Raw genomic sequence first — 22,569 nt, 5'->3', positions numbered from 1 at the left:
GTCGCGCCCAGGCGCGTCGATCACGTGTTGCGCCCGCCATTGACGCCGAGAATCTGCCCGGTGATGTAACCGGCCTCCTCGCGGATCAGGAAAGAACAGGCAGCCGCGATATCCTCGGGACGGCCCGCCCTCCGCACCGGGGTTCGCTCGATGTGTTCCTCGATGGAGCCGCCGAGCAAGCCTTTCCCCTCTGCGCGTCGCAGCATCGGAGTGTTCACGAATCCCGGTGGTACGGCGTTGACCGTGATCCCTTGTGGGCCGTATTCGAGTGCAAGTGACTTCGTGAGCCCGTTGACTCCCGACTTCGCCGCAACATAGGACGACATGAACGGCTGCCCCGAGTGGGTACTCGACGACGAGATGTTGACGATGCGCCCCCAGTCGGCATCGACCTGAGCGCGATCCGTGACGTCGACCTTGTACTCGAGTTCCCCTCCCGACGGAGCGATATCGAACACGGCCACCTGATACCCGTCCTTGCGCAACCGGGCGGCGACCGCCTTGCCGATCCCCGATCCACCACCGGTCACCACAGCCGTCCTCACGTCCACGGCTCATCCCCGACGATGGTCGTCCGCTGCATCAGCCGCCCGGATGCGGGATCGTACGATTCTGCACGGTGCAGGATCCCCGTGTTGTCCCACAGGACGAAATCTCCGACCTCCCATTCATGCAGGTAGGAGAATTGCTTCTGCGTGCTCCACGCCAGTACTTCGTCGAGCAACCTGCGACTTCGCTCCGGATCCATGCCGACGACATGATCTGCTGTCGCGCCCAGCACCAGCGAACGTCGTCCGTCACGACGGTCCCAGATCAGCGACGATTCGTTCTGCGGCAGCATGCGCCACAACTCGACCTGCTCGTCGGTGGGATCCGGGTACACGGTGCGCTGTGCGGCCTCGAAACTGTGGACGACCCGCAGCCCCCCGTATCTTTTCTTCTCGTGCTCGGACATGTTCTCGTACGCTGCGTACGTACTGGCGAACTCGGTTCTGCCTCCGACTTCGGCGACCTGCCGCGCCGTCAGTGTGGTGACTTTCGCCGGGACCTTGTTCGTGGTGTCGTCGATGTGCCAGCTGAAGGTCCCGGCGAGGTACTCTGCCGCCGCTGTCTTCTCCGGGTCGAGCGAGACCGTCATGATCTTCTCGTTTCGCACCGGTTCCACCAGATCGCCGAGTCGCCGGCTGAAGGCGATCTGTGCGTCGTCGTCGAGATGCAGTCCGCGGATGAGTACGACACCCCGCCACTTCAGGGCCTCGGCGATGCGGGCCGCGACGATGTCGTCGTCGAGAGTGTCCACTCCCCGAAATTCCGTACCGAACAACGGGGTGATTGCCACAGACTCCATCAGGCTTCGGCCTCCATCGTCGCGTCCTTCACGCCCTCACGCAGGTATGCGTTCCGGTAGCTCTCGGCCACTCGCCGGTGCTGGCTCATACGCTCTTCCAGGGACATCTACAGCCTTTCGAGTGAATGCTTTCCGGTTGGAATGGAACGCTATTCGGAGATCTGAACGTCTTCGTAACTGCCGAGCATGGCGCTCTCGGGAAGCGCCATCTGCAGGTAGACGTCGATATGGGAAATCTTCCCGGCGTCGTCGAATTCGTAAACCGATACAGAATTGACCACGCTGGAGAAATCACCCACGCTGCTTCGTTCCTCGAGCTCGAGGAAGACGACGTCCGGTGTTTCGGTGATGCGCCTGAAGGATCCTGCCCACTGCGACGAGCCGGCCCAGCCGGTGAGAAACTCGACGTATTCGGACCAGTTCATCACCTCCTTGAAGTTCCCGACCCGCACGAACTCGTCCGTGGCGACGAGTTCGGCGAGGGGCGCCCAGCCTTCCTTCGAGAACCCCGGCTCTTTGGCGAGGTCCACGAGAGACTTCATGAGCAGGCTGTATTCGAGCACAGTGCGTGCTCGTCCGGTGTAATCGTCAGCGACGTCGACAATTTCGCGTAGTTCCGTGTCCCTCTCCTGGTGCTGTGGTGTGGTTCCGGTTGCGAACGTGTGGATCAGGCCCGCTCACTCGCACCGAGGTAACGGTCGAGCACAGAATGAAAGTGCGCCACAACCACTTCCTCCGACACGAGAAGAAGATGGTCGAGCGCCTCGTTGCGCAGGCCCCGCTGCTGGCGAGGCATCTGTTCGTAATCCTGCTGGAGCGCTTCGAAATACTTGAACTCGCCCGGTTCCTTCACCTCGATGGGTGTTGCGCGCAGCGCGTCCTTCATCTCGTCGGGCAGGAACATGACGCTGATGATCTGCCAGACGCATCGATTCGGGTCGCCCTCCGGGTCGGGCTGGGCAAGAATCACTGTGGCTTCACCTGCACGAACCGTCATGAAGAAGTTGGGGAACAGGACCCAACCGTGGTTGTCGCTCATCTGAGCGTCTGTGAGGCCGGAGACGTCGAGACCCGATTCCGTCAGAACCTCCCGCGTGGCTCGCTGCAGGACGGTTCGCGCAGTGACCCCGTCGGGGAACGACAGTGCCCGGCCGTCGGTGCGGTGGCTGTCGACTATTTCCTCGAAGCGTGGGAGGACCCGCATGATCGATGGAAACGTCTCGGGCAGTTCACGAATCCCCTGGACCTGCCCCTCGGCAGTGAATTCGTCGACGTGCGCGACCTCGAACGGAGAACAGGACACCGCGTGCCGATCGAGCAGGCGGTATCGACTCTTCTCGACCACTACTTTCCCAACAAGGCCGAACTGGTCAAGGCCGCCTTCACCGCTATCGCGCAGGTGACCCTGCCGCGCTTGGAGGCCGCGGCCGAGCGAGCCGACGGTGTTCGGGCGAAGCTCCTGGCGGTACTCGACGAGGGCGCTGCCGTTCTGCTCGAGAATCCTCACTCCGTGGCGTTCGACCGCGCACTGCGGATGGAAAACGCCGAACATCTCCATCTGGGTGAAGACAGCGACGTGATCTTCACATCGCTACACGACGTGATCGCCGGAATCATCGATCAGGCCGCCCGGGAAGGCATCCTCAACACCGGCACGGCAGGTGCAACGGACGCGATCATCACGGTGCTTCGGGGTCTGCACGACCATGCCGCGACCGCCACACCCGAGCAGTATCGGGCCACCCACGCCGCAGTCAGAATGTTGATCCAGGGATCGCTGTTCGATTATCCCCGCAGCGACACCTGATCACGTTGTCGGTGTCGCGAAGACGAAGTCGTTGTTCGCATAACCCAACGGCGGCCCCACGAACTCACCGCCGCACGTGACCAGCACCAACGTTTCCGGTCCGCCGAGTCGGTTCACTTCGTCGAACGGCACGTCCCCGCCCTTACCGACACTGACGACCCGATCGACACGGTACTGGTGCCTCGATCCGCCTCCCAGCGACAAGGTCACCTCGTCACCTTCGTCGAGTTCGGTGAAACGCACGGCGAATCCGTCACCCTGCTCGACGTCGTCGACGTGCCCTGTGACGACGATCGATCCGGTCCCGGATCCGGGTAGCGCCGAATCCGCCCACCATCCCAACCGCGACACATCCTGTGGGGGCATCAGGACACCCGCGGTATCGGTCGCGACCGGATCCGTCGGGGCGGAGTCCTCGCCGATGGTCAGAGCCACCGGCACGGCCGGGTCGTCGGCGATCGCCATCACCGGCGGCGGCATATCGCGCTTACCATCCTCCTGCCGAGTGGTAGGTGGGGAGACCTCCGAGCCTGTGGTGGGGGCATCCGAGGAACAGGCTCCCGCGAGGACGAGAACGGCCGCCGCCAACGCTGCGAGAAGTACCCGGGCGCGCATCTCAGGGCCTTTCGACCGGGCCGGCCGGTATCGACCGCACCGGTACGCGAAGGTCGGGATTGCGGAAGACCGGCCCGGGGTTCTCGGGCATGTTCAGTGCCTGGACGGTGAAGTACTCACCCTCTGTCGCGGTGAATGTGATCGGGGCGGTGTCCGCGATGTACCCGTCGGGTGCGCTGATTTCCTTCGCCACGTAGCACCCGGGGGCGAGCATGAGGGGGATCAGACCGTCCGCACCTGTGACCTCACGATGGTTCCACTCCGAGTTGCACGGACCCACGACGAAGATCGCTCCCTCGAGAGGCGAACCGGATATCCTGTCCATCTTGATGATTCGTCCCTGCACGGTAGGCGTCGGCGGATCCGGCGGAGATGAACGGTCGAGGACGACCTCGACGCTGCGCACGACCCCCGGGGCATCGAGTTCGACGGTGAACGGTCCGCCGGACACTACTGTCGAGCCTGCAGGAATCGTCGTGGCGGTCACTTCGTAGCAGTTCAGCGGGAACGTCGCGCTCGCTGCACCGTCCATATCCGTTGTCAGGTAACCGTAGGGCCCGTCCTCGACACAGGAGCGCACCGACGCCGTCACTCCTGCGATCGGCGTTCCGGTAGTGAGGTCGCGAGCCCGCAGATCGATCGTGCCCTCTCCGGGTGGTGCCCAGCGAGCAAAGGTGAACCCCACGCTCTGCACCTGTCCCGGAGCCGTGACCTCGACCTGCCATGGCCCTACCGACACGGGGTCGTAGCCGTCGGGGAAACCCACAGCCGTGGCGGTGTGGCATCCGAGTGGGACCGACACGCTCGCGGTTCCCTCCGGACCGGTCGCCGGTGTCCCGACGATCTCACCGGTGTCGCAGCGCGCGACTTCGACCGACACACCGGCAACCGGCTGATCGTCGGAAAGGGTGGCCGCTCGGATCGCCACCGTACCCATCTCGATGCCGACATCGGGTGGCGCCGGGTCGGTGTTCACGGACGTCGTCGGCAGTGACGGCGCAGTAGTTGTGGGCACAGTTGTTGAGGGCACAGTTGTTGTGGCTGTGATCTCGGTCGTGGTGGGGACGGTCTCCGACGGGTCCGCGAGAGCGACTCCGGACAGTGCGACGACGAGAGCGGAACCGAACAGCACGGAGAGTACGCGTGAGGGAGTTCGCATGGTGGGTGCCTCCTTCGACTTTCGAAAGGTGGGTACCCCGACACCGGTGTCGTCGACGTGGCTCCGTCACCCGTTAGCACCTCGGAGCGACTCGAGACCGAGACGTAGCCGCATCGTCATCACACGGTGTTCGACGGTTCCCGTCGTCTCCCGATGATCGAAAGGGGACCGCCGCAGCCGTGTCGCTGCCTAAACTGGGCGGAAGCGACACGAGGAGCAGGTCGATGTCAGATCGCACCGCATCACGTACTCGGCAGGCGCCCGTTGCAGAAACGCCGGACGCCATACGCAACGTCGCGCTGGTCGGGTGCAGCGCCACGGGAAAGACGACGCTCGCGGAATCACTCGCCTTCGCATCAGGTGCAATCGGCCGTGCGGGCCGGGTGGCCGACGGCACCACAGTGTCCGATTATGAAGAGATCGAGCAGGAACACCGACGCTCCGTGCAGCTGGCGGTACTGCCCCTCGAATGGAAAGGCGTCAAGATCAATTTGATCGACACGCCCGGCCACCCCGACTTCGACGCCGAACTCCGCGCCGGGCTCCACGCCGCCGACGCAGCGATCTTCGTCGTCTCGGCCACCGATGCCATCACTCCGGCCACTCGCGCGTTGTGGCGCGAGTGCGACGACGAGGCGATTCCGCGCGCAATTGTCGTGACCAAACTCGATATCGCGCGACACACCTACGACGAACTACTGGAGCAGTGCCACGACGCGTTCGGACTCGGCCCCGACACCGTGCGCGCACTGTTCTATCCGGTGTTCGACGGGGACCGGCCGATCGGGTCGATGGGGCTGCTGACGGGTCGAAGCTACGGCGAGCCCGGCCCATGCCCTGTCTCCGATGCCGCGCGCGAAAGCCTGGTGGAGGCAATCTCCGGCCAGGACGACACACTCATGGAACGGTTCGTCTCCGGTGAAGAACTCGATCCGGATTCCTTGCAGGACGGACTCACCCGCGAGATACTTTTGTGCGCAATGCACCCTGCGGTTCCCGCGACCGAGAGCGGCGTCGGCGCGGTCGAGTTGCTCGAGTTGATCGTCACGGGATTCCCCGACCCCACCCACCGGTTGCGGGGCGCTCCGCCGTGCGATCCCGACGCCCCACTGGTTGCCCAGGTCGTGCGGGTGACGGGAGACTCGTATGTGGGCAGGATCAGTCTGGCGCGCGTCTACGCGGGAACGTTGCGACCGGATACGACAGCCGCACTCACTGGAAGCGAGCGCTCGTCCGAACGAATCCCCGCGCTGACCAGCCCGTTCGGCAAGCAACAAAGACCGACCGGCGAGGCGGTGGCCGGAGATCTCGTCTGCGTGGGCAAGCTCGCGACCGCTCGCCCCGGCGATACGCTCCACGACCCCGACCACCCCGCAGACCTGGCGATGTGGCCGATTCCCGAACCGCTGCTGCCCCTCGCGGTCGAGGCACATTCACGCACCGACGACGACAAGCTGTCACAGGCCCTCTCGCGCTTGACGGCCGAAGATCCCGCCGTGCGCGTGGAGCAGAATGCCGACACCAATCAGGTCGTACTGTGGTGCACCGGCGAAGCCCACGCCGAACTGGTCGTGGATCGGCTCCGCAACCGGCACGGCGTGCAGGTCGATCTGGTCGAGCATCGTGTCCCGCTCCGCGAGACGTTCACTGCCCCGACCTCAGGGCACGGTCGTTTGGTGAAACAGTCGGGTGGACACGGCCAGTACGCGGTGTGCGACCTGGAGATCGAACCTCTCCCGGTCGGCAGCGGGGTGGTGTTCGAAGAGCGCGTGGTCGGAGGCGCGGTGCCGCGGCAGTTCATTCCGTCCGTGGAAAAAGGTGTGCGCGCGCAGGCCGCCAAAGGAGTCGCGACAGGAAATCCGATGGTGGATGTACGAGTCACGCTCGTCGACGGCAAGGCCCACTCGGTGGACTCGTCGGATGCCGCGTTCCAGGCCGCTGCGGGCCTGGCGCTGCGTGATGCCGCGGCCCATGGCGAGACCCGCCTGCTCGAGCCGGTAGCGGCGGTTCGGGTGACGTTGCCGGAGGAACACCTCGGGTCGGTACTGAGCGATCTGTCGGCGCGCCGCGGCCGGGTGCTCGGAACCGAAGCCCCCGGCCCGGGGGTCGCGCTGCTACGCGCGGAGGTGCCCGAACTCGAATTGGGCCGCTACCCGATCGACCTGCGCGCCATCACCCAGGGCACCGCGGATTTCGCTCGTGGATACCTGCGGCACGAACCGATGCCGGCATCGCTCGCCGCACAGTTCCTCGACGGGACGGCACCCGCTCGGTCGTGAGGCTGGTTTCGCGGCCCGCCGACTCGGGTACGTGGAAGTCAGAGAATCCGCACGACGAAAGGAATACCATGCCCGACCCCGATCGACGTGCACACGACAACGACCTGACCGGCGACAACCTGTCTCAGCTCATCGACGACATGGAAGAGAACGTCAAGAAGGAGCGGAACGAGGAGGGCGTCCCGGGAAGTTCCACCGACCGTGAGAAGACCGAGAAAGTCGAGCCCGACGATCAGGCACCCTCCTGACTACATCCCCTGCCCTGCGCGCGCGGCCGTCTTCGAGGCGAGATCGGTGAGATCGGCGGCACGATATCCGGGCCAGCCGTGCAGCATCTGCTGCCAACGTTCCGGTACTGCCGACGCGCCCCACCGGGCTCCGAGCAGACCGCCTGCAATCGCCGCGGTCGTATCCGTGTCGCCGCCGGCACGCACTGCAGCCTCCAGCGCATCGACGAGGTGGCCCGGTCCGGACGCGTCGGTGTGGGTGATCGCCCACCACGCGACCTGCAGCGCGTGCACGACCCATCCGTTCTTGTCGAATACTCTTGCGGTATCTGCCTTCTCAGCCTCGTCGAGTAGCCCTCCCCAGAAGTCGGCCACCTCATCGGATGCTCCGTCGAGATACAGTCGGGCCCCGTCGAAGTTGCCGTGCAGCACGGCGTGACGGATCGCGTACGACCACAGGCGACACGCTTCGATGGCCTGAGGGTCGTTGTGAGTCAGGGCACTGATGTCGCCGGCCGCGGCGACACACGCGCCGGCGTCGTGCAGATAGGCAATGCCGACGGGCGCGGTGCGCATGAGCGACCCGTTGCCCGCTTTGCGTCCCGGAAGTTCGAGGGCATGCCGCCGCATCGCCGCGGCCGACGTCGGCCGCGCGGAGAGCACGGCCCGCGTCTGGTTGCCGATGTCCTTCGGGTGGGTGTCGTACCAGCGCACGAACTGCGCTGCGACGGCATCGAGTCCTTCGCCGTGCCCGATCGGTCGTCCCGAGGCGGATACCTCGGCAATGGCGAGGGCCATCGAGGTGTCGTCGGTCCACTCCCCCGGTGCAAACGGGCCCAGTCCGCCACCGATCATGTCGATTGCCATATCCGGTCGCGGATAAGTGAATTCGTATCCGGCACCGAGCGCATCGCCCGCGGCGGTGGCCACGAGCACTCCGGCGACACGATCCTTCTGCTGCGCGTCCAGTTCCATACTCTCCCCTTTGATCAAACTTGCGCCAACCAAGTTAGCGCAAGTTTGATTTAATAACAACATGAGCAAGAGTCCGCGGTCACCGAGCAAGCCCCTCACCGACTATCCGCGCCCCTCGGTCGCCGTGGACGTGGCGGTACTGACCGTCGTCGACGACACCGTGAAAGTGCTGGTGGTCGATCATCCGCGGGGACGCGCGTTACCCGGAACCTTCCTGCATCCCGGTGAGCGCCTCGCCGACGCCGCCGCACGCGCACTCCACGACAAGGCCGGACTCGACAGCGTGGAGTTCCATCAGATGGTGATGCTCGACGACCCCGCGCGCGATGACCGCGGCTGGGTACTGTCGATGACCCACAGCGCAGCCGTGCCGTTCGAGCGCTTCCCCACCGGGGCTCAGCTGGCACCTGTGGACGACACGAGTGAGCTCGCGTTCGACCACGCCGACATCGTCGACCTCGCCGTCGACGATCTGCGTCGCCGCTACGCAACAGCGGTCGATCCGTCGGGATTGATCAGCGACGAGTTCACCATCCTCGAATTGCGACGCCTCTACGAAGTGATCTACGGGCGTCGGTTCCCGAAGGACACCTTCCGACGCCACCTGTCACACGGCCTCGAAGCAACGGGCGAACTCAGCCGCGAAGGTGTGGGCAGGCCTGCCGAGCTCTATCGGAAGACACACACGCCGCTGCTTCCAGGTGCAGCGTCTTTCCTCTGGAACCGGTCCGGCTGATGGGCGAGCACATCTACGTCGTCACGCACCCCGAAGCGACCCATCACGTCGACGGTCTCGTCGGCGGCTGGTACGACTCCGCACTCACCTCCCGCGGAGTGATCCACGCGCATGCGATCGCTACACGACTGCGGGATCTCATACCCGCCGATTCGATTCCGGCTCTCTACACGTCGGACCTCACCCGTGCCACCGAGACCGCCCGCCCCCTCGCGGAAGTTTTCGACGTCGAACCCGTACTTCTTCCCGACCTACGCGAGAAGTCCTACGGCGTTGCGGGTGGTCGTCCGCAGGCCTGGCTCGACACCTACTTCGTTCCTCCCCCTCCCGCCGGAGAACGCCTGGATCACGACGAAGGAATCGAGGGTGCGGAAACCAAGCTCGACTGCGTCACTCGCGTCTACCGGGCCATGGCTCGAATCACTGCCGACAGCAAGGCGCATCGCATTGTCGTCACCCACGGCGGTTCGCTGAGCTGGGTCATTGCCTCCTGGCAGCGGCTACCGATCAGTGCCTGCGCGTATGTGGCCTATCGCGCCGCTCCCGGCAGCATCACGGTGCTCGAGCAAGACGACGTCTTCCACAACCGAACGCTGCACACCCTCGGGGACGTCGGTCACCTACTCTGAGGCCGAGTGCCTTCGGTCAGCATGCACCCTGGAGGGCTGTCGCGATCTCCGCTGCGACCTGCACGTTCCTCAAGTACACCGCAATGTTCGTGTCGAGGGTGGCACCCTCCGTACCGCGGTGCATGTGGTCGAGCAGAAACGGCGTCAGGTCCTTGCCATGAACACCGGCCGTGGCCGCCTCCCGCTCCGCCTCGGCGAGTACGCGATCATGCAGGGCCGGATCCACCTGCTCGTCGGCAGCGACCGGATTGGCGATGAGCACAGCCGACCGTATCCCGAGATCGTCGCGGGCTCGGGCTACAGCGGCAGCAGCTTCCGACGACTCCACCGCCTCGATCGAACACCCGCTGTCGCGCACGTAGTAGCCCGGGAAGCGGGTAGTGCGATACCCCAGCACGATCACGCCGAGCGTTTCGAGCCGTTCGAGTGTGGCAGGCACGTCCAGGATGGATTTCACTCCCGCGCTGACGATCAGAATCGGAATCGACGACAGCGCGACGAGATCTGCACTCTCGTCGAAGGTTGTCGCCGCACCGCGGTGGACACCTCCGAGACCCCCTGTCGCGAACACTGCTATCCCGGCGCGGTGCGCAAGCCACGCGGTCGAGGCCACGGTCGTTCCACCGTGCAGCCTCTTCACCGCAGCCGTGGGCAGGTCGCGGATCCCGGTCTTCACGGTCCCCGCGTCCACGGCCTCGATCAGTTCGATCTGATCGCGGGACAGACCGACGGTGGGGACACCCGCAACCACTCCGACGGTCGCCGGAGTCACGCCTGCGTCGCGCAATGATCGTTCGGCCTCGAACGCCACCTCGAGGTTGCGCGGCCGTGACAGGCCGTGGGTGAAAATCGTCGACTCGAGCGCCACCACGGGCCTGCCCTCCGCGACGGCCGCGCGCACCTCGTCGGCAACGACGATCGTTTCGGTCATACACCGACGATAGGGGTCATCACTTTGCTCGGCGTCCCAATCGCGCCAGTACCCGCTCCTGTCGATCGTCGGAACCGGCTTCCGCACCGGGCTTGCAGACACCGTCCATGTAGAGGGAGTCGCCGAAGCTGTTCGCCCCGGCCTCCATCCGGTCGAGTTCGGCATCGGTGAAAGACACCGGGATTCCGGCGCCCTGCGCAATGTCCCAACGATGAACGAGCAGATCCCAGATGTAGAACTGCTCGAACGTCGCACCCAACGTCGTGGGGCCGAAGTATCCCTCGTACGGGGCGCCGACGAGCTCGTCGTCGGTCAGCAGCGCCGCGACACGAGCGGTGTGCTCACGCCATCCCGCCGCAGGATCGCCGAGGTCGGGACGCTCACCGACATCGAGACCACGACCGGTGAGGAATTCCCGTTGAGTATCGACGATGTGGGCAACCACATCGCGCGTGGTCCAGCCGTCGCAGGGCGATGGCCGGTCCCACGAACCGGACGCGACGGCGCCGATGAGCGCGGTGAGCGGCGCGTTCGCCTCGTCGTGTCGGAGTGCTGTTGTATTCATGGACGCTGTACTCATGACATGACAATATTTCCGCGCAAAGGATGCGGTATTGATGAAACCCGACACGGGCGACGATCCGGATCGACAGCCGATCGAACGCGCACACCTGAACGACCCGACCGACACCTCCAGCAGGGTGTTCCGGTATTCGGCCGCACCCGAGCTCACTGCATTGATGCGTCGGTACTGGATTCCGGTGTGGTCTGTGCCCGACGGTGAGGAGTCCGTCCAGCGAGTTCTGCAATACCCCGTGTGCCTTGCAGTGATCGCACAGGACTACGCGCGCTTCTACGGCATCACGTCGGGGTTGTCCCGTACCACGCTCAGAGGCAAGGGGTGGGCGGTCGGGGTGATGTTCACCCCGGCAGCAGGTCGGTTACTTACACACACACCGGTCGCGGCGTTCACCGACCGGTTCGTCGATCTGCGCGACATCTTCGGCGACGCCGGTGCCCGCCTCACCGACGAGGTACGTATCGCGATGGCGACTTCGCCCCGTGCTCCCGAATCGCATCGCGCCGCAATGGACCTGTTCGACGACATGCTCCGGCCATATGCGTCGATCGACGACGAGGGGCGCTTGATCAACCAGGTGGTCGCATACGTCGAGGACAATTCCGACGTCCTTCGCGTCGAGCAGGTCCGAAACGAGTTCGGCCTGTCGGAGCGGGCGCTGCAGCGGCTGGTACACCGCAGGATCGGGCTGACACCGAAATGGTTGATCCAGCGTCGCCGTCTCCAGGAAGCGGCGGGACGATTGCGTGAGCATGCAATCCCCCTGGCCGAAATGGCCGCGATGCTCGGGTACGCAGATCAACCGCATTTCGTACGCGACTTCGCGAAGGTCGTCGGCATGACACCGGCAGCCTTCGCGCAGCAGTACGGGCTCTGACCCGGTCGTCAGGCGGTCTCCCCGGTCGCGTCGCTGTCCGCGTTCTCATGCTCGCCGATCGCCTTCGCACTGACGTGATCCGGATACCAGGAGGTGAATTTGATCGCACATATCATCGCCCCGGTCTGCAGCACCCAACCCGTCCAGATGTTGTTGCTGTCGTCGAGAACAGCGTCGCCGTACCAACCGGCGGCCGCCGCAACCGCGAATGCTACGGCCCACGCTGCTGTGATGATGTAGTTGGTCCTGATGAACAGTGGGGAATCCCAGTACTCGCGCTCGACCATCTCGCGCGCGTACTGGAGGGTGAAAGGCACCCGGATCAGGATCGATCCCACCGCAATGATCACCAGGGTGATGTTCGCGATCTCACCGATCCATTTCTCGAGCCATACCTCACCGTCGGCGCTCAGGAAGAACTGCAGGACGAACAGGCCGGCGAAGAAGAGCACGTCGACGGCCCCGAGAAGCTTGAGGCTCTTTCCGCGGATCCGATCCGCCACGACGAAGAACACCGAGATGGCGAGCGCCACCGCAGACACCCAGCCGATGCTGCCGGGTCCTTCGAAGATGGCAAGGAAGATCCAAGGCGCGAGGCCTGTCAGCGGTCCGTCGAGCACCTTGTCGATGATCGATGAACCCGCACCCTCCCCCGCCGATGAAGCGCGATTGCTTGTGGTGTTGTCAGCCATGGCTGCCTCGATGTCACGACAATGGGCCCCGACCCTCATCCGAGGGTAGACCCGTTACTGCAGCCGAATGTCACATTCGTTCACTTCGACTGCCTGACGACCACATTCGGCCCACGTATCCTGACGCCATGGCAGCCGATGAGTCCACTCTCGAAGCCCTGTTCGGCGACACCGGAATCGCCGCGCTCGTCACCCTCAAACGTTCAGGCAGACCTCAGGTCTCGAACATCCTCTACCATTACGATCACCGGACACACACGTTCTCCATCTCGATCACCGACTCTCGCGCGAAAACGAGGAACATGCGCCGCGACTCGCGCGTGAGCCTGTTCAAGGACTCCGACGGTGGTTGGTCGTACGCCGTCGCCGAGGGCAACGCCGAGTTGTCCGATGTCGCACGCACTCCCCACGACGACGCGGCCGAACAACTCGTCGCGCTCTACCGCAAGGTCCAGGGCGAGCATCCCGATTGGGACGAGTTCCGCGCGGCGATGGTCGACGAACAACGACTGGTAATGCGAGTGCGTGTCGATCGGTTCTACGGCGTCGCGGGTCGATGACACCCCGCCGCCGGGTCGCTGGGGGTGGCTAGGCTCGGTTGTCCACACCGAGTTCTGAGGAGAACAGTGAGCACCCTGCAAACCCTGGACCGCGGCCTTCGCGCCTTGGAGATCATCTCTCAACGGCCGGGTGGAATCTCGATCGCTGAACTCGCCGCGGAACTCGATGTCGCGCGTGCCATCAGTTATCGAATCGTCGCGACACTCGAGGCGCATTCGCTCGTCGCTCGAACCGAGGATGGCCGTATCAGGCTGTCAGCGGGGACGGCGATACTCGGTTTGCGATTCCACCCCCGCCTGCGCGAGGTGGCGCAGCCTCTGCTGCGCGAGCTGGCGCAACAGACGTCGGCCACCGCGTTCCTTTCCATGCTGGAGGGTGACGAGTGCGTGGTGATCGCGGTGGCCGAGCCCGATTCGGGCATCTTGCGTGTGGGCTACCGGCTGGGCACGAGGCATCCCGTATCGCGGGGAGCGGCGGGTATCGCGATCCTCGCAGGGCGGCCCGCCGCCGACTCCGACACCGATCAGGTGCGCCAGGCACGTCGGGACGGATTCAGCATCACTGCCGGCGAGCTCGAGCATGGCGCCGTGGGAGTCGCAGCCGGTGTGGGTACGCCGTTGGACCACGACGGACTGGGATTCGAGTCGAGCGTCGGCGTCGTCGCGATCGAAGGTCTCGACACCGACATCGCCGCGGCCGCAGTTGTGAAGATTGCCGCCCGGATCGCTGCCTTGCTCGACATCTGACCGGAACACGACCGGCCATCGAGGGGACGCTCACCGGAGCGTCCCCTTTTTCGTCGTGCCCACGTCCACGAAGCAACGCCCCGCCTTGACGACACGATGTGACGGCGCTTACTCTGCAAATGTTCGTTTAACGAACACATATGTCCACTATTAGTAACGCAGAGTCCACCGCCTGGAGAAGCCCATGACCAGTCCGTCGAGCGGAACCGTCCTCGAAGCCAGACGAGCGTCGACCGACGGCCGATGCCCCATCGACCACAGCGCCGTCACATCTCCCGGCGGTTGCCCGGTCTCGCCCCGAGCGGCCGCATTCGATCCATTCACCGGCCCTTACCAGACAGACCCTGCAGCGTCACTCCGCTGGTCACGGGACGAAGAACCCGTCTTCTACAGCCCAGAACTCGACTACTGGGTGGTCACACGCTACGAAGACGTGAAAGCCGTCTTCCGCGACAACGAACTGTTCTCACCCGCGATCGCACTCGAAAAGATCACTCCCACCTCGGACGAGGCGAATTCTGTTCTTGCACAGTACGACTACGCGATGTCCCGGACGCTGGTAAACGAAGACGAACCGGCGCACATGCCGCGACGACGCGCCTTGATGGAACCGTTCACCCCTGCCGCGCTCGCCCACCACGAACCGATGGTGCGCCGATTGACTCGCGAATACGTAGACCGCTTCGTCGATGCCGGGCGCGTCGACCTCGTCGACGAGATGCTCTGGGAGGTCCCGCTCACCGTGGCACTGCACTTCCTCGGTGTTCCCGAAGAAGACATGGATACGCTGCGCGAGTACTCGATCGCCCATACCGTCAACACCTGGGGACGGCCGGCACCCGAACAACAGGTTGCCGTGGCCGAGGCCGTCGGGAAATTCTGGCAGTTCGCAGGCACCGTCCTCGACAAGATGCGAAAGGACCCGAGTGGGCACGGCTGGATGCCCTTCGGCCTCCGCGTACAACAGGAACAGCCCGATGTCGTCACCGATTCCTACCTGCACTCGATGATGATGGCCGGCATCGTCGCCGCACACGAGACCACCGCCAACGCCTCTGCCAACGCCTTGCGGCTGCTGCTCGAGCACCGCGACGTGTGGGAGGAGATCTGCGCCGATCCCAGCCTGATCCCCAACGCGGTCGAGGAGTGCCTTCGCCACTCCGGCTCCGTCGCCGCGTGGCGACGCCTCGCCACTGCCGACACCACGATCGGCGGCGTCGACATCCCCGAGGGTGCAAAACTACTGATCGTCAACTCTTCGGCCAACCACGACGAACGCCACTTCGACCAGGCAGACGACTTCGATATCCGTCGCGACAACGCCAGCGACCACCTCACCTTCGGCTACGGGAGCCACCAGTGCATGGGCAAGAACCTTGCGCGCATGGAGATCCAGATCTTTCTGGAGGAACTGACCCGTCGCCTACCCCACATGGAACTGGTTCCCGACCAAGAATTCACGTATCTGCCCAACACCTCGTTCCGCGGACCGGACCACGTTCTGGTCCAATGGGATCCGGCCCGCAACCCCGAACGCGCTGACCCGGAACTGCTGTCTCTCCGACAGCCGGTCAAGATCGGGGAACCCTCGAGGAACACCATCGCCCGCACGATGACCGTCTCGGAGCTCGAACACCTCGCCGACGACATCCTGCTGGTGACCCTGTGCGACACCTCGGGGCGACCATTGCCCAAATGGTCGGCCGGGTCGCACATCGACATCGACTGCGGCGCGGTGTCGCGGCAGTACTCACTGTGTGGCGACCGTGACGACCGCACCGCTCTGCAGATCGCGGTGCTCCACGATTCCGACAGTCGCGGTGGATCCCGTTGGGTGCACACCCAACTCGACATCGGGACCACACTGCGTATGCGGGGGCCGCGTAACCATTTCAAACTCGATCCTGATGCCCGGCGATACGTGTTCGTCGCCGGCGGCATCGGAATCACCCCCGTGATCGCGATGGCCGACGAGGTCAAGGCCTCCGGAGGTGACTACGAGATCCACTACGCTGGGCGCTCGCGCACCTCCATGGCGTTCCTCGACCGCCTCGCCCGCGACCACGGCGACCGTGTCCGGATCTATCCGAGCCACGAGGGCACCCGAATGGGTCTCGCCGAACTCTTTGCGACCGTAGAGGACGGCACACAGGTGTACTCGTGCGGACCCGAACGCCTCCTCACGGCGCTGGCAGACGCGACCGCACACTGGCCCGACGACACCCTGCATGTCGAGCACTTCTCCTCGACCCTCGAAGCACTCGACCCGTCGAAGGAGCATGCATTCGAGGTCGTGCTGAAGGACTCCGGAATCACCGTCCCGGTCGCCGCCGACCAGACGGTGCTCCACGCACTTCGGGCCGCGAACATCGACGCGCAGAGCGACTGCGAGGAAGGCATCTGCGGCGCGTGCGAGGTACCCGTCCTCGACGGAGATGTCGACCACCGCGACCTGGTTCTCACCAAGACCGAGCGCATCGCCGGAAAAACCATGATGACCTGCTGCTCCCGCGCCTGCGGCAGCACGCTGACCCTCCAGCTCTGAGCTACCCTTCCGAAAGGCAACCGCATGACCACCGTCGAGAATGCGAACATGCCGTCCGTTCCACCGGACGCAGACGCACCGACCACCGGCACCCCGTTCAAACGGGTCCTGGCCGGCAGTATGGCCGGTGCAGTACTCGAATGGTACGACTTCGCGATCTACGGCATCCTCGCCGCGACCGTTCTCGGACCCCTGTTCTTCCCCAGCGGTAACGCCGTCGCCTCCCTCCTGATGGCTCTCGCGACACAAGGTCTCGGGTTCGTGGCCCGCCCGCTCGGCGGCATCGTCTTCGGGCACCTCGGCGACAAGTTCGGGCGCAAACCTGTTCTCGTAGCGACCTTCCTGATGCTCGGGGCGGCAACAGCCGCGATCGGTCTGCTTCCGACCTACGGCCAGATCGGTATCTGGGCGACCGTTGCGCTCGTAGTCCTGCGCATGATCCAAGGATTCGCGCTGGGCGGCGAGTTCGGCGCTGCAGTCATCCTCGTCAGCGAATACGGTGAGCCCAAGCGGCGAGGATCCTGGGCCGCTTGGCCCCAGGCCGGCGCGCCGGCCGGTACCGTCCTGGCGACCGTCACTGTGGGCATCCTCGCGGTGGCCTTCCCCGGCGGTGCGTTCGACACATGGGGCTGGCGGGTCGCGTTCCTGCTGGCCGTGCCCCTGCTCGTGATCGGCTTCCTGATCCGTCGCGGTGTCGAGGAATCCCCCGTTTACCAAGCGGCGCAGGAGAAGAGCCAGACCGGTGCCGACACTTCCCAGGAACGCTCCAGCATCATCGAAGCGCTGCGCAAGCCCCGCTCCATCCTGCACGGGCTCGGGATGCGCCTCGGGGAGAACATCGCGTTCTACGTCTACACGATCTTCGTCATCGCCTACGCGACCACCTACTTCCAATACACGCGCGGCGCGATCGTCACCACCGTCGCGTTCGCGTCGGTCTGCCAATTCGTCGGGATGATCGGCGGCGGTCGGTGGTCGGACCGCGTCGGACGCAAGGTCGCTATGCTCGTCCCCGCTATTTCGCTCGTCATCTGGGCACCGATCTTCTTCTCGCTCGTGCACACCGAGAGCATGCTGGCGTTGGGTGTGGGCGTGTGCGTCGGTGCACTGCTCCACGGCATGTTGGCGGGTCCCGAAGCCGCGTGGATCACCGAGCTTTTCCCCACGAAATACCGCTTCGCAGGCTCATCGCTCGTGTTCCAGGGGTCATCGATCATCGCCGGCGCCCCCGCGCCGTTCATCGCGGTGTGGCTTGTCGACCGCTTCAGTGCCACAGCCGTAATCATCTACCTCATGATCACGATGGGGATCACCGTCCTCGCGGTGGCCACCAGTCGCGAGACGAAAGGCGTGGACCTCGGGAAGCTCGACGAACTCTACTGAGAGTCGTCCATCTCCACCCGCACCCCCACCAGCCGCACCTGCCGCTCGTGATCGAAGCGGTCGAGCAGCGATACTGCTGCCGCCGCGATCACCGAAGGATTTACTGTCGATTCGGGCAGCGCGCGGCTGGTGGTGTGCGTGGTGAACGGCGCGTACCGTACCTTCACCTCGACCCGGATCCCCGCCCGCTGTTCTGCGGCGATGTCCTCGGCAACCCGCTCGCTCAACCGGCGCACATGCTCGGCAACCTCGTCCCAGTCGGTGAGGTTGTGTTGGAATGTCGTTTCGCGACTGTGTGATCGCGCAATCCACGGTTCGCTCGACACCTCCGCGCTGCCCACCCCCCTACCGAGCCCCACGAGCCATGGCCCGGTCTTCGGACCGAATCGCGACGCCATCTCATCGACAGAGGCGGTTGCCAATTCGCGAACAGTGTGAATTCCTAAGGCATCCAACTTCTTCGCGGTCTTCGAACCGATCCCCCACAACGCGCTCGTGCCCAGATCTCCCATCACCGCGAACCAATTGACGCGGGTCAAGGTGAATTGGCCCCGAGGTTTACCGAATCCGGTCGCGATCTTCGCGCGCAGCTTGTTGTCGCCGATCCCCACCGAGCAGTGCAGACCGGTCGCGTCGAGCACCGACCGTCGCACCACCGTCGCGAACGTTTCGGGATCGTCGCTCTCCACTCCGAGGAATGCTTCGTCCCACCCCAGCACCTCGACTGTGACGCCCAGCCCGCGCAGGGCATCCATCACCCGTTGCGACATTTCGTTGTAGGCATCTGCGTCGACAGGCAGGAACACCGCGTCGGGTATCTTGCGGGCCGCAACACGCAGCGGCATTCCCGACCTCACCCCGAACCTGCGGGCCGCGTACGACGCGGTCGACACCACGCCACGTTCGGTGGGGTCGCCGCGACCCCCGACCACCACCGGTTTTCCGGCAAGGTCGGGGTGCCGGAGAACTTCGACGGCAGCAAGGAACTCGTCGAGGTCGACGTGCAGCACCCAATGCACATCGCACACGCTACCGTCGGAGTCGGAAGCCCGAACCCGATATTGTCACCAGCGTGACCGACCCCGATCAACTCTGGAGTCTTGTGCACGCCGAACGGACGGTGCTTGCGGACGACCTTGCGGACCTCGATTCTGCCCAGTGGGCACGTCGGTCGCTGTGCGGCCAGTGGACGGTCGAGCAGGTCGTCGCGCATCTCACCGCGGTCGCCACTGTGGGACCGCTGCGGTGGATCGGAAGTGTCGTCGGTGCACGCTTCGATACCGACCTCCACAACGCACGACGACTCGCAGAGCACCTCGGCACCACACCCGATGACACGCTCGCGAACTTTCGACGCGTGCTGACCAGCACCACGGCTCCGCTCGGCCCGACCGCCGCATGGCTGGGTGAGGTGGTGGTGCACGCACAGGACATTCGTCGCCCGCTCGGCATCTCGCGCACACCGGCGATCGCGGTAACCATAGAAGTTGCACGCTTCTACGCGCGAAAAGACTTCGCGGTGAACAGCAGAACCGCGGCCGAGGGGGTGCGGCTCACCGCCACAGACAGCGATTTCACCGTGGGCTCCGGACCGGAGGTGGGTGGCCCGACCCTTTCGCTGACGATGGCGATGGCAGGCCGCACCGACTACTGCGATGATCTCACGGGGCCCGGTGCCGACATCCTCCGCGCGCGCTGTCCATGACATCTCACCCCAGAATCCCCACGGCAACGCACGCCGCGACCACGACGAGCACCACCACGGCATCGCCCACCCCGAGCCGCGGCCAGGCCCGCGCAACAGGGCGTGGGCCGCGCACCGACAGGGCGTCACCGAGGTCTCGCACCTGCCGCATCGACACCGACGCCACGGCACCGACCGCATCGATGACCTCGTTCCACGACCCGCGTGGTGACGGGAGTCCCGCTCGGCCACGAAGCCTTCGCGCCGCGAACAACATGCGCAGTTCCCCGCGGATCGACGGCAGCACGCGCAACGCCAATGCGCACGTGGTCACCCATTCGTCGACCGGGACACGCAGGATCCTCAGTGGTGCCAGCAGCACGGGTAGGGCATCGACGAGCTCGGACAACCGCGTCGTCCACCCCACCAGCGACGCAAGAACCAACAGCGCGACACCGAGCAGCGTCGCCCGGATGTATGCATCGATACCACCGCCGACCGCATTGATGACGCTGAAGAAGGCGAAGAAGGCGAACACCCACCACGGGATGGTCGGCACCACACCGCGCGGAATGCGCGCGACGAGCAGACCCGCGAGGAGCACCGCGACGATGACGCCGAGCCCCGCCCACGACGGCTGGAAACTCACCACCACCGACAGCACTGCGGCCGCAGTCACTTTCGTGCCCGCCCACACGCGGTGCAGGGGTGTCTCACGCGGAACCGGCCGCAGCAGGATAAGGGGACGGCGCTGACGCTGCTTCTTCATCACGCGGCCGCCTTCGTTCCGTCGTCGACGACGGTGCCGTCCTCGAGGACCACGGTGCGCGAGCACACCTCTTCCATGCCGTGCAGGTCGTGGGAGATGACGATGATCGTGACGTGCTCGACGGTTCTCAGATGCACGAGGATCGAAATCAGTTCGCGGCGTCCCGCGGAATCGAGACCGGCAAGGGGCTCGTCGAGCACGAGCACACGCGGTGCGCGCGACAGTTGCGCGGCAATCGCGACTCGTCGCATCTCGCCGCCGCTGAGCTGATCGATAGGGCGAGCTGCGAGGTCGGCGCTCAATCCCACCCGATTCAGGACGGCAGCGACATATCGGTGGTCGGTGCGGTGGAGGCCCGCGACTTCCGATATTTCGCGAGCAACAGTCGGGCGCTGCAGCTGTAGCCGCGCCTGCTGGAACACGAGCCCGACCTCGCCGCGCACCTGCGCGGTGGGAGTGTCATGCACGGTGCAAGTGCCACTCGTGGGTCGCAGGAGACCCGCGATGGTCCACGCAAGGGTGGTCTTGCCGGAGCCATTGACTCCGACCACCAGCACCCCTTCCCCGCGGCCGACGGTCAGCGACACGTTGTGCAAAGCGGTGTGCGCCCACGGGGTGCGCGCCGCATACGTGTGGGTGACTTCGTGAAGTTCGAGCACCGGGAGCCACTGCACCGGCGGCGCGGCCGTGATCGTCTCGCGTCGTCGTTCGGGTGCCGGCGGCGCGACCATATGCCCCCGATCCAGATGTACGACCCGGTCGGCGCGCGCAGCTTCGTCGTCCAGATGGGTGATGAGCACGACGGCAGTGCCACCGGCAGCTATCTCGGCGAGCAGACCGACCAGTGCGGTGCGGCTGCCCGAGTCCACCATCGCGGTGATCTCGTCGGCGATGAGCAGCTTCGGAGTACGCGCAAGTGCGGCGGCCAACGCCAGGCGCTGTTGCTGCCCGCCGGAGAGATCTTCGGTGGCGCGATGTGCCATGCCTTCGAGTCCGACTTGGGCGAGCAGGGAGTCGATGTCGATATCGCTGCTCGTGCCCCAGCGCAGATCCTCACCGACCGTACGGCCGAGCACCTGCGCTTCCGGGTGTTGGAAGACCAGCACTGTTCCGCCCGGACTACCGAGTCCCACCCGGCCGGGACGATCGACGAAACCCGAGGTGGGGTCGAGACCTGCCAGAATGCGAGCGAGTGTCGATTTTCCGGAGCCGTTGGCGCCGACGACTGCGACGAACTCGCCTTCGGCGATCGTCAGATCCACGTTGCTCAACGCTTCGACGGTTGTGCCGGGGTAGCGGTACGAGACCGAGTTCAGCTTGACGGGAAGCGGGCCCGGCTCACGTTCGGTGGTCCGTTGCGGCCACCCTGCCTGTTGCCGCGGCCAGGTACTGCGCTGTGCGACGGACGCGAACATCCCGAACGCCAGCAGTGCCGTGCCGACGACTCCGAGGACAACAGCACTGCCGATCCACAGCCACCAGTAGGTGACGAGGAAATCGATGGTCTCGTTCACGATGCGGCTCAGCTCGGTACCCGCCCCAGCGGCCTCGAACGCGGCAAGCATCCCGCGCATGGTGTTGACCAGTGCCTCGAGCAGCAGGACGCGGGTCTGTTCGAACACGACCAGGAGGCCGACGACCGCCGCCGCCACCGTCAGACCCATCGGTACCGAGCACGCGAAGATGACGAATACCGCCGATCGTCCCCAGCGGCGTTGCGCAAACCCCACAAGGGTGCCGATCGCCGCGAGCAGCACCACCGCCGCGACCGCGAACGGTCCGCCTGCGATCAGTGCTACGACACCCGCTGCGGTAGTGGCGGCGATGACGGTGCGGACGCGGCCCGTGATGGCGAGAAACGCGATGGGTAGCGCCACCAGAACCTGCGCGATCCCGACCGGAATCAACCCTGCGACCACCGACAACACCGCCGTGAGTGCTCCGAACACTGCCGCAGCTGCGAGTTCCGGCGGCTGGAGTGGTCCTCTGGTTCTGGTTCTTGTCCCCGCGTTCACCGGGCCCAGTC

General features: G+C 65.1%; 24 protein-coding genes. 11 read left to right on the top strand and 13 right to left on the bottom strand.

The window, feature by feature from the left end:
- Positions 1 to 20: 20 nt before the first annotated feature.
- The 4 genes from HCA61_RS19240 to HCA61_RS26875 all read right to left on the bottom strand — a co-directional run bounded on the left by HCA61_RS19240 (position 21) and on the right by HCA61_RS26875 (position 2,387).
- A complete protein-coding gene (locus HCA61_RS19240) occupies positions 21 to 545 on the bottom strand; it encodes an SDR family oxidoreductase (RefSeq protein ID WP_169689901.1) in 525 nt (174 codons plus the stop codon).
- Entirely contained in the window at positions 542 to 1,348 is an 807-nt protein-coding gene (locus HCA61_RS19235) for a TauD/TfdA family dioxygenase (protein WP_169689797.1), read from the bottom strand. The genes HCA61_RS19240 and HCA61_RS19235 overlap by 4 nt, the downstream gene beginning before the upstream one ends.
- A 149-nt stretch (positions 1,349 to 1,497) precedes the next feature.
- Positions 1,498 to 1,890: a hypothetical protein gene (locus HCA61_RS19230; RefSeq protein WP_240959830.1), complete on the bottom strand. Its 393-nt coding sequence runs from the start codon at positions 1,888 to 1,890 to the stop codon at positions 1,498 to 1,500.
- Between the two features lie 125 nt (positions 1,891 to 2,015).
- Positions 2,016 to 2,387: an SRPBCC family protein gene (locus tag HCA61_RS26875; protein WP_346777605.1), complete on the bottom strand. Its 372-nt coding sequence runs from the start codon at positions 2,385 to 2,387 to the stop codon at positions 2,016 to 2,018.
- Between HCA61_RS26875 and HCA61_RS26870 the strand changes: the two genes are divergently transcribed.
- Positions 2,373 to 3,155 (top strand): TetR/AcrR family transcriptional regulator, encoded by a 783-nt coding sequence (locus HCA61_RS26870; protein ID WP_346777604.1) that lies wholly within the window; start codon positions 2,373 to 2,375, stop codon positions 3,153 to 3,155. The two genes, HCA61_RS26875 and HCA61_RS26870, sit on opposite strands and share 15 nt — an antisense overlap.
- On the opposite strand, the gene HCA61_RS19215 is transcribed toward HCA61_RS26870, so the two are convergent.
- Both HCA61_RS19215 and HCA61_RS19210 read right to left on the bottom strand, forming a co-directional pair.
- Positions 3,156 to 3,770, bottom strand: coding sequence for a class F sortase (locus HCA61_RS19215; RefSeq protein WP_169689795.1), 615 nt, complete (start codon positions 3,768 to 3,770; stop codon positions 3,156 to 3,158).
- 1 nt (position 3,771) lies between these two features.
- Entirely contained in the window at positions 3,772 to 4,929 is a 1,158-nt protein-coding gene (locus HCA61_RS19210; protein ID WP_169689794.1) for a prealbumin-like fold domain-containing protein, read from the bottom strand.
- Between the two features lie 224 nt (positions 4,930 to 5,153).
- On the opposite strand from HCA61_RS19210, the gene HCA61_RS19205 reads away from it, so the two are divergent.
- Both HCA61_RS19205 and HCA61_RS19200 read left to right on the top strand, forming a co-directional pair.
- Positions 5,154 to 7,208 carry an elongation factor G-like protein EF-G2 gene (locus tag HCA61_RS19205; protein WP_169689793.1) on the top strand — a complete coding sequence of 685 codons (2,055 nt, stop codon included), beginning with the start codon at positions 5,154 to 5,156 and terminating at the stop codon, positions 7,206 to 7,208.
- A gap of 68 nt (positions 7,209 to 7,276) precedes the next feature.
- Positions 7,277 to 7,456, top strand: coding sequence for a hypothetical protein (locus HCA61_RS19200; protein WP_169689792.1), 180 nt, complete (start codon positions 7,277 to 7,279; stop codon positions 7,454 to 7,456).
- Here the strand turns inward: HCA61_RS19200 and HCA61_RS19195 are convergent, their stop codons facing one another.
- Positions 7,457 to 8,410, bottom strand: a complete 954-nt coding sequence (locus HCA61_RS19195) for an ADP-ribosylglycohydrolase family protein (RefSeq protein WP_169689791.1) — start codon at positions 8,408 to 8,410, stop codon at positions 7,457 to 7,459.
- A gap of 61 nt (positions 8,411 to 8,471) precedes the next feature.
- On the opposite strand from HCA61_RS19195, the gene HCA61_RS19190 reads away from it, so the two are divergent.
- Together HCA61_RS19190 and HCA61_RS19185 are read left to right on the top strand one after the other, a co-directional pair.
- On the top strand, positions 8,472 to 9,146 hold the full coding sequence (locus HCA61_RS19190; protein WP_169689790.1) for an NUDIX domain-containing protein: 675 nt from the start codon (positions 8,472 to 8,474) through the stop codon (positions 9,144 to 9,146).
- Positions 9,146 to 9,775, top strand: coding sequence for a histidine phosphatase family protein (locus tag HCA61_RS19185; protein ID WP_169689789.1), 630 nt, complete (start codon positions 9,146 to 9,148; stop codon positions 9,773 to 9,775). The genes HCA61_RS19190 and HCA61_RS19185 overlap by 1 nt, the downstream gene beginning before the upstream one ends.
- A gap of 16 nt (positions 9,776 to 9,791) precedes the next feature.
- Here the strand turns inward: HCA61_RS19185 and HCA61_RS19180 are convergent, their stop codons facing one another.
- Both HCA61_RS19180 and HCA61_RS19175 read right to left on the bottom strand, forming a co-directional pair.
- The gene (locus HCA61_RS19180; RefSeq protein ID WP_169689788.1) at positions 9,792 to 10,706 is read right to left on the bottom strand and encodes a pseudouridine-5'-phosphate glycosidase; all 915 of its coding nucleotides are present in this window, start codon (positions 10,704 to 10,706) and stop codon (positions 9,792 to 9,794) included.
- A 19-nt stretch (positions 10,707 to 10,725) separates the two neighbouring features.
- On the bottom strand, positions 10,726 to 11,286 hold the full coding sequence (locus HCA61_RS19175) for a maleylpyruvate isomerase family mycothiol-dependent enzyme (protein WP_240959828.1): 561 nt from the start codon (positions 11,284 to 11,286) through the stop codon (positions 10,726 to 10,728).
- Between the two features lie 37 nt (positions 11,287 to 11,323).
- Here HCA61_RS19175 and HCA61_RS19170 point away from each other — a divergent pair, with 37 nt between their 5' ends.
- Complete coding sequence (locus HCA61_RS19170; protein WP_169689787.1) at positions 11,324 to 12,163, top strand: helix-turn-helix transcriptional regulator; 840 nt, start codon at positions 11,324 to 11,326, stop codon at positions 12,161 to 12,163.
- Positions 12,164 to 12,171: 8 nt separating this feature from the next.
- On the opposite strand, the gene HCA61_RS19165 is transcribed toward HCA61_RS19170, so the two are convergent.
- Positions 12,172 to 12,855, bottom strand: coding sequence for a hypothetical protein (locus tag HCA61_RS19165; RefSeq protein WP_169689786.1), 684 nt, complete (start codon positions 12,853 to 12,855; stop codon positions 12,172 to 12,174).
- A gap of 128 nt (positions 12,856 to 12,983) precedes the next feature.
- On the opposite strand from HCA61_RS19165, the gene HCA61_RS19160 reads away from it, so the two are divergent.
- From HCA61_RS19160 to HCA61_RS19145, 4 genes are all read left to right on the top strand, one after another.
- Positions 12,984 to 13,415, top strand: coding sequence for a PPOX class F420-dependent oxidoreductase (locus HCA61_RS19160; protein WP_169689785.1), 432 nt, complete (start codon positions 12,984 to 12,986; stop codon positions 13,413 to 13,415).
- 66 nt (positions 13,416 to 13,481) lie between these two features.
- Positions 13,482 to 14,162: a helix-turn-helix domain-containing protein gene (locus tag HCA61_RS19155; RefSeq protein ID WP_169689784.1), complete on the top strand. Its 681-nt coding sequence runs from the start codon at positions 13,482 to 13,484 to the stop codon at positions 14,160 to 14,162.
- A 184-nt stretch (positions 14,163 to 14,346) separates the two neighbouring features.
- Positions 14,347 to 16,707: a cytochrome P450/oxidoreductase gene (locus tag HCA61_RS19150; protein ID WP_169689783.1), complete on the top strand. Its 2,361-nt coding sequence runs from the start codon at positions 14,347 to 14,349 to the stop codon at positions 16,705 to 16,707.
- Positions 16,708 to 16,731: 24 nt separating this feature from the next.
- On the top strand, positions 16,732 to 18,090 hold the full coding sequence (locus tag HCA61_RS19145; RefSeq protein WP_169689782.1) for an MFS transporter: 1,359 nt from the start codon (positions 16,732 to 16,734) through the stop codon (positions 18,088 to 18,090).
- Here HCA61_RS19145 and HCA61_RS19140 read toward each other — a convergent pair.
- Positions 18,084 to 19,100, bottom strand: a complete 1,017-nt coding sequence (locus HCA61_RS19140) for a DNA polymerase IV (RefSeq protein ID WP_169689898.1) — start codon at positions 19,098 to 19,100, stop codon at positions 18,084 to 18,086. The genes HCA61_RS19145 and HCA61_RS19140 overlap by 7 nt on opposite strands.
- Before the next feature lie 62 nt (positions 19,101 to 19,162).
- Here HCA61_RS19140 and HCA61_RS19135 point away from each other — a divergent pair, with 62 nt between their 5' ends.
- Positions 19,163 to 19,795 carry a maleylpyruvate isomerase family mycothiol-dependent enzyme gene (locus tag HCA61_RS19135; RefSeq protein WP_169689781.1) on the top strand — a complete coding sequence of 211 codons (633 nt, stop codon included), beginning with the start codon at positions 19,163 to 19,165 and terminating at the stop codon, positions 19,793 to 19,795.
- Positions 19,796 to 19,799: 4 nt separating this feature from the next.
- Here HCA61_RS19135 and HCA61_RS19130 read toward each other — a convergent pair whose 3' ends face one another.
- Both HCA61_RS19130 and HCA61_RS19125 read right to left on the bottom strand, forming a co-directional pair.
- Complete coding sequence (locus HCA61_RS19130) at positions 19,800 to 20,543, bottom strand: energy-coupling factor transporter transmembrane protein EcfT (protein WP_169689897.1); 744 nt, start codon at positions 20,541 to 20,543, stop codon at positions 19,800 to 19,802.
- Positions 20,543 to 22,558 (bottom strand): DUF2232 domain-containing protein, encoded by a 2,016-nt coding sequence (locus tag HCA61_RS19125; RefSeq protein WP_206040295.1) that lies wholly within the window; start codon positions 22,556 to 22,558, stop codon positions 20,543 to 20,545. Before HCA61_RS19125 ends, HCA61_RS19130 begins: the two co-directional genes overlap by 1 nt.
- Positions 22,559 to 22,569: the final 11 nt, after the last annotated feature.

The organism is Rhodococcus sp. HNM0563, from assembly GCF_012726195.1.
Taxonomy (GTDB): domain Bacteria; phylum Actinomycetota; class Actinomycetes; order Mycobacteriales; family Mycobacteriaceae; genus Rhodococcus.
This window is presented reverse-complemented; position numbering and strand designations above follow the sequence as displayed.